At 69.3% G+C, this 6,828-nt stretch carries 6 protein-coding genes and 1 pseudogene; 1 reads left to right on the top strand and 6 read right to left on the bottom strand.

All coding sequences use genetic code 11. The features are described 5' to 3' along the window. From K789_RS0107670 to K789_RS22585, 5 genes and pseudogenes are all read right to left on the bottom strand, one after another. Nucleotides 1-340 (bottom strand): response regulator (locus tag K789_RS0107670; RefSeq protein ID WP_024366251.1); only part of this gene is annotated, 340 nt, incomplete at its 3' end. A 24-nt stretch (nt 341-364) separates the two neighbouring features. After that, a complete protein-coding gene (locus tag K789_RS0107675; protein WP_024366252.1) occupies nt 365-1,681 on the bottom strand; it encodes a sensor histidine kinase in 1,317 nt (438 codons plus the stop codon). A 23-nt stretch (nt 1,682-1,704) separates the two neighbouring features. Continuing rightward, complete coding sequence (locus K789_RS0107680) at nt 1,705-2,595, bottom strand: ABC transporter permease (RefSeq protein WP_024366253.1); 891 nt, start codon at nt 2,593-2,595, stop codon at nt 1,705-1,707. Between the two features lie 3 nt (nt 2,596-2,598). Next, complete coding sequence (locus K789_RS0107685; protein WP_024366254.1) at nt 2,599-3,543, bottom strand: ABC transporter ATP-binding protein; 945 nt, start codon at nt 3,541-3,543, stop codon at nt 2,599-2,601. Nucleotides 3,544-3,675: 132 nt separating this feature from the next. After that, nucleotides 3,676-5,177 (bottom strand): annotated as a pseudogene (locus K789_RS22585) (bifunctional phosphatase PAP2/diacylglycerol kinase family protein). 157 nt (nt 5,178-5,334) lie between these two features. Here K789_RS22585 and K789_RS0107695 point away from each other — a divergent pair. Then, on the top strand, nt 5,335-6,021 hold the full coding sequence (locus tag K789_RS0107695; RefSeq protein ID WP_157835674.1) for a phosphatase PAP2 family protein: 687 nt from the start codon (nt 5,335-5,337) through the stop codon (nt 6,019-6,021). Here the strand turns inward: K789_RS0107695 and K789_RS0107700 are convergent. Beyond that, on the bottom strand, nt 5,957-6,828 hold an 872-nt coding region (locus K789_RS0107700; RefSeq protein ID WP_024366255.1), incomplete at its 5' end, for an MFS transporter. The genes K789_RS0107695 and K789_RS0107700 overlap by 65 nt on opposite strands.

Here is a 6,828-nt window from a genome sequence, read left to right on the forward strand (position 1 = left end):
CGGGCGCCACGTCCTTGAGCAGGAAGGCGGAGGCCCCGGCTTGGAGCCCGGCGAACGCGTATTCGTCGAGGTCGAAGGTGGTGAGGATGATGATCTTGGTGTGGGCACCCGATGCGGTGATGGCCCGCGTGGCCTCGATCCCGTCCAGCACCGGCATCCGCACGTCCATCAGCACGACGTCGGGCTCGAGGTCGCGGACCTGGCGGATGGCCTCGGCGCCGTCGGACGCCTCGCCCATGATCCTCAGATCGTCCTCGCCCTCCAGGATCAGGCGGAACCCCATCCTCAGGAGCGGCTGGTCATCCACCAGCAGGATACGGATCGGTCCGGTCTCGCTCATCGGTTCCCCTTGGCTCATCTGCCGTTACTTTCCGTTCTCGCCGTTCCAGTGCAGGACGGCGTGCACGCGCCAGCCGTGATCGCCGCTCCGTCCGGCCTCCACGGTGCCCGCGTAGATACGGGCCCGCTCCAGCATCCCAGCAAGGCCCTGGCCCGTGCCCACGGTCCCGGCGGAGCCCCGGGACCCCGCCGCCGTGCCGCCGGCGTCGACGGTGCCCTTGCCGTCGTCGACGACGTCGATGGTGACCGTCGAGCCGTCCCGGACAATCGCCACGTCCACCCGGCCCAGCGAACGGCCGTAGCGCAGCACGTTCGTCAGCGACTCCTGCACGATCCGGTAGACCGTCAGCTGGAACGCGGCGTCGTCCGGCAGCGAGGGACCGGTGTGCGTGTAGTGCAGCGGGAGCCCGGCGGTGCGGAAGCCCCCCAAAAGTTTGCCAAGGTTGTCCCCTGCCACGAGCGGTTCGCGCGGAGCCTGGCCGTCGGCCGAGTCGTCGCGCAGCACGCCGAGGACGCGCCGCATGTCCGCGAGTGCGGTGCGGCCGGTGCGGGAGAGTTCCCCGAGTACCTCGGCCGCCCGCGCCGGGTCCTTTTTGACCACGACGGCGGCGCCGTCCGAAAGGCTGATCATCACCGTGAGGGAATGCGCCACGATGTCGTGCATTTCCCGGGCGATGCGGTTGCGTTCGGTGACGGACCCGAGCCGCGTGGCCCTCGCGGCCCAGGCGGCAATCTCGTGCTCGTGCTCGCGCCGCTGCCGGACCGAGACGCCGAGCCCGGTGGCAATGACGTTGGAGAGGGTGATGCTGATGCCGGCGGCGATGCTGCTGATCAGCTGGAAGTTCTCCGGAGTGTTCACTCCCATGTCCGGAAGCCTGCCGTCCAAAGGACCAACGGCCAGCAGGAGGTACAGGAACACCAGCGGCGCGGTGGCCGCCGTCAGGCACACCAGCGCGAACCGCCGGCTGCGCGCCACTGCCACGGGGTAGAGCGCAAACCACAGCCCGACGGCGACGTTGGAACCCCACGGATGCAGCAGGGTCACCCCCACTTCGAGCACCGCAACCACGGCCACCACCGGTACCGGATGGCTCCGCCGGAACAGCAGCGCCGCCGCGGCGGCCGCGAGGAGCACGGCGGCCGGCCAGACGCCGTCGCGCACCGATTCGACGGCAGTGGGGATAACCAGAAGCAGGTAGCAGGCCACAACAACGGCATCCATGGCCCGCGGATGCTGGAACAGGTAGCGCCGGATCCGGCCCCGGCGCCGGGCGGTGATTTCAGCGAAGGACGCGTCAGCCTGGCCGGCGGGCGCGTCCTTCACTGAAACTGCATCCATCATGCTCTGAGCCTAGACGGGGGTGCCTAGACGTCGCGCCTTTTCAGCAGCACAGCTGCCAGGACCACCGGGACGACGACCCAGGCGCCGAGCACCAGGGCGGCCTGCCAGGCCTCCAAGGTGTCCGGGACATGCTGCACGGCCGTCATTGGTTCGACGGTGTTGCCGGGCAGGTACTTGCGGGCCTCGACGAAGAAGTCGCCGGGGATCAGCTGGAAGGCGATCGGTGCCACGAAGAACAGCCCGACCAGGCTCATGATGCCGCCGGCGGAGTTGCGGATCAGCGAGCCCAGGGCCATGCCGATGGCGGCGACGGCGGCGACGTAGAGGCTGTTGACGAGCAGCATCTTCACCGACTGCGAGCTGGCGAGATCCAGCTTGAGGTTGTAGTTGTCCAGGATCGGCAGCGACACGAGGCCAGCCAGGTACACGGAGGCCGCCGTGAGGACGAATGCCGTCACCATCACCACGAGCAGTTTCGCGGCGTACGCCGGGACCCGTTTGGGGACGGCCGCAAAGGTGGAGCGGGCCATGCCCGTGGTGAACTCGGAACTCATCAGCAGCACGCCGAGCGAACCCAGTATCAACTGGGCGAACGCGATGCCGGACGTGGGGACGCCGACGGCGAGGTCCCCGCCCTGGGCGGCGAAGGCTGCTGCCGCTTGCGGGTCGGTGGCCGCGGCCTCAGAGAACTGCCCGGTTCCCCACGCGGAGAGGGCACCGAAGCCGACCACCACCAGGACGGTGCAGCCAAGCAGGATCACGGTGGACAGGAGGGTGCGGAACTTGATGAATTCGGAGTTCAGCACCCGGAGGAAACTGGGGCCGGGGCCGGTGCTGGTGCCGGACATCGTGCCGGCAGGGACGTCGCCGGCGTGCGCGCCGCGGCGGGAGGGGTCAAGAGTTGTGGAGCTCATGGCTTAGTTGCCTCCGGTCTGGACAGGGGCGGCAGCGCCCGTTGTGATGAGCGAGTGGTATTCGACCTCATCCTTGGTCAGTTCCATGTAGGCCTCCTCAAGGCTGGCCTGAAGCGGGGTGAGTTCGTAGATCATGACGCGGCTGTCGAGGGCCGCGCGGGCGATCCCGCGGGGATCAAGGCCCGTGACCTCGAGCAGATCGTTGTCCTGCAGCTCCACGGAGACGCCGTCTCCGGCGAGGAGGCGCATGAGCTGGTCCGGCTGGTCGGTGCGGACGCGGGTGCGGATCTGGCCCTTTCCGCTGATGATGTCCTGGATCGGCGCGTCGGCAATGATCCGGCCGCGGCCGATCACGATCAGGTGGTCCGCGGTGACGGCCATTTCACTCATCAGGTGGCTGGAGAGGAACACCGTGCGCCCCTCGGAGGCCAGATACTTGACCAGATTGCGGACCCAGACGACGCCCTCCGGGTCCAGGCCGTTGACGGGCTCGTCCAGGATGACGGTCTGCGGGTCGCCGAGCAGCGCTGCGGCGATCCCGAGCCGCTGCCCCATGCCGAGCGAGAAGCCGCCCACCTTCTTCTTGGCCACGTCGGCCAGCCCCGTCATCTCAATGACGTCGTGCACGCGTTTCTTGGGGATGCTGTGCGTGGCGGCCATCGCGAGCAGGTGGTTGTAGGCGGAGCGGCTGGTGTGGACGGCCTTGGCGTCGAGCAGGGCGCCGACGTCGCGCAGCGGCGCGGCGTGCCGGGCGAACGGGGTGCCGTTGACGGTGACGGTGCCCGACGTCGGCCGGTCCAGCCCCATGATCATGCGCATGGTGGTGGACTTGCCGGCTCCGTTCGGGCCCAGGAAGCCGGTGACCCGGCCGGCTTCGACGGTGAAGTTGACTCCGGCGACGGCGGTTTTATTGCCGTAAACCTTGGTCAGGCCTCGTGCTTCGATCATGGAAGCGTTCCTTTGCGTAGCAGATGGGGATGGTGTACCCACCACGCTACCGAGGCGAAGGACCGGATTCGCCGTTCTCAGGGATGATTCAGGGTCGAATCAGGGTAGTCCGGGAGGATGACAGGGCAGGCTTCAGGAGGCCGGCGAGTAGTACGTCAGGGCGCCGGGCAGGACCGAGAATTCGACACCACGCACCCCCGGCATGACCTCGCCGTCCACCGCGAGCACCATGGTGGTGTCCCCCGGTTCCACCCGGATGCTGCTGGTTTCGCTGAGGTGGGTGATCCGGGACGTCGCGACTGTTCCGGTCAGCACGGACCACAGCAGCCGGAGCCGGGCAAAGGATTCGTCCGCGGTGATCATCCTGAGGTCGAAGACGCCGTCGTCCAGGACCGGGCGGACCAGCGGGGCATGGTCGCGGGGGTAATACCGTCCGCGGCCGATGTACAGGATCCAGAGTTTGTGCCGCACCCCGTCCACGACCAGGGTGGTGGGCGTCCCCGCGGCGAAGGTCCGGAACATCGCGACGACCCCGGCCAGGGGTTTGCCAAGTGCCGGCTGGAGCAATTCGCGCCGGCGGACCAGGTTCGGGTAGAGGCCGATGCTCGCGGTGTTGAGCATGGTCAGGTGCACCAGTTCGGGGCTGTCGGGGAGTCCGCGTTCGACGGCCACCAGGCCAAGGTCCGCCCGCGCCGCCTCCCCCCTGGTCGCGGCCTCGACGGCGGCCGTGAGCGTCGGGGTTCCGGCGTCCCGGGCGAAGTGGTTCAGGGTCCCGCCCGGCAGGACCAGGAGCGGGAGGGAATGCTCGACGGCGACTGCGGCCGCCGTCCCGACGGTTCCGTCCCCGCCCCAGACACCCAAGGCGGCGGCCCCGGACCGGCNNNGCTGGCGACCCGGGCGAGCTCCTCCGCGAGGTCCTCGTCCTGGGCAACTTCCTTTATATGCGCCTTGGGGAATACCTTTTGGAGGGCTGCTGCGGTTTCCTCCGCGTAGGAGCCGCCCAGCGTGTTGACCACGATGCCCAGACCTGCACCCTCCGGAAGCCCGGCGGCTTTCACGGCGGTCCGCCGGACCCCGGGGAAGGGCGGCCGGACCGGCCACCATTTCCGTGTGACCATGGCAGCCCCTGCCCCGATTGCCGATCCGAAGAAGACATCCGAGGGCCAGTGGGCTCCGGTGTGGACACGCGAGTAGGCGACGCCCGCGGCAAGGGGTGCCAGCGCCGCGCCGAGGGGCGGCCGCACAAGTCCGACGCCGAGGGCGAACGCCACGGCCGAGGCCGAGTGGCCCGAAGGCATGGAGGAGCTCGTGGGTTGGGGGTGGACAAACCTGAACGCCGGAAGGTGCTCCGGCAGCGGACGGGCCCGCGGCAGCAAGGTCTTGAACCCGAGATTCGTGACCGCGGAGGCCACGGCCTGCGCCAGCACCCCATGCAGGGCAGCACGCCTCGTGCGCCCGGGGAACAGGGCCATAACGGCGGCGATGCCGATCCAGAGTTTGCCCTTGTTCGCCGCCGCGGAAAGCCGCCGGAAGAACTCGTCGTGGTTGCCCCCGGGGAGGTTGGACACGGCGCGTACGATTTTTCGGTCGAGTGTTTCCAGCCGCCCCGGCGCCTTCCTCAGCATGCTTCGCATCCGACCACCATACTGCCGGCGCGGGCCGCTGGGCCGTCAGCCGCGGGTGGAACCGCCGAACGTCCCGTGGCGGCAGGGCCCGGCAGCAGCGTGCCAGCACGCCTGGCGATCGGTTGGCTAGGATGAGGCGATGACCCGAGTGCTGGACCCTCAGCGATTGTCAGCAGGCCGCGTGCTCGCGGCCAGTACCGTCCTGCTCACGCTGGGCGCGGTGCTCGGGGGACTGCTGCTGGCGGACGTAAGACAGCCCCCTTTCCAGAGCCTGGACGAGGGCTGGGCCGGTTGGATCACGTCCCTGCGCAGTCCGTTCTGGGACGGCCTCAATGGCTTCCTCAACCTGGCCGGCTACCGGGGCGTCCTGGTGCTGCACGGGTTGCTCGTCGTGGCCCTGCTGCTGCGGAGACGCCCGCAGGCGGCCTCCTTCGCCGCTGCTGCCGGCGCCGCCGTCCTGATTTTCACCCAGATCCTCAAGGCGGGCATCCTCCGCGACCGGCCCGACAACACAATTGTCCTGACCGACACCGGCTCGTTCCCCTCGGGCCATGTGGCAAGTACCGCGGCGTTCCTGGTGGTTGCGGCCCTCCTTGTGGGCCGCGCCTGGGGAGCGGTGCTCGCGGGGCTTGGTGTGCTGGCAATGATGGTCAGCCGCACCTACCTGTCCGCCCATTGGATCGTGGACACCGTCGGCGGCGTGTCCCTGGCGGTCCCGGTGGTGCTCCTGCTCTGGCTCTCCTTCCAGAATGGATGCATCCAGGAAAATGGAGACGCCCGCCGGTTGCTTAGCTGGCGCGCAAGGGCTTCGCGGCGCCGGCGAGCAACAGCGCACCCAGAATCGGAATCATGATAGCCAGCAGCGCCAGCCGGATGCCGACCAGGTCCCCGAGGTAGCCCAGGAGCGGCGGGCCGGCCAGGAACGCGATGTACCCGATCGTCGAAACCACGGACACACGGGCGGCGGCGTGCCTGGGATCGTCGGCCGCGGCCGACATTCCCATCGGGAACGCGAGGGCGGCCCCGGCGCCCCAGAGCACGGCGCCTGCCGTGGCCAGCCAGAAGTCGCCGGCCAGGACGAAGATCCCCAGCCCTGCGGCGGCGGCAGCCATGCTGGCACGGAGCACGGGCACCCGGCCGTAGGCGTCAATCGCCCGGCCGCCGAAGAAGCGCACCGCGGTCATGGCCAGGACAAAGGCTGCAAACAGCAGCGCACCGGTGGACTCCGTGGCGTCCAGGCCATCCACGGCGGCTTTCGCGATCCAGTCATTGCCGGCGCCCTCGGTGAGCGTCGCGCCCAGCACCACGACGCCGATCAGCAGCGTCCGTCCGTCCCGCCAGGCCGAGGGCCCCCTGGTTTCCCGGGTCTCCCCGGCCGCCGGCGCGGGGGCCTGCGTGTGCGGCAGGAAGTAGCGCGGCGCAAGCATGGTCAGTGCGGCGACGATGACGGCGATGACCAGCAGGTGCGCCGGCAGCCCGACGCCCAGACCCGCCAGACCCGCGCCGATCAGGGCGCCCAGGAAGGCGCCGCCGCTGAAGGCGGCATGGAACTGCGGCATGATAGTGCGCCCGAGCTGGTGTTCGACGTCGGCGCCTTCAATATTCTGGGACACGTCCCAGAGCCCGATGCCCATGCCGAAGAAGAACAGGGCAACGGCGG

This window comes from Arthrobacter sp. TB 26 (assembly GCF_000427315.1).
Classification (GTDB): Bacteria; Actinomycetota; Actinomycetes; order Actinomycetales; family Micrococcaceae; genus Arthrobacter.

Coding starts and splice junctions, on each gene's coding strand:
- K789_RS0107685 (WP_024366254.1), bottom strand. CDS start 3,543: ATGATCGAAGCACGAGGCCTGACCAAGGTTTACGGCAATAAAACCGCC.
- K789_RS0107675 (WP_024366252.1), bottom strand. CDS start 1,681: ATGATGGATGCAGTTTCAGTGAAGGACGCGCCCGCCGGCCAGGCTGAC.
- K789_RS0107680 (WP_024366253.1), bottom strand. CDS start 2,595: ATGAGCTCCACAACTCTTGACCCCTCCCGCCGCGGCGCGCACGCCGGC.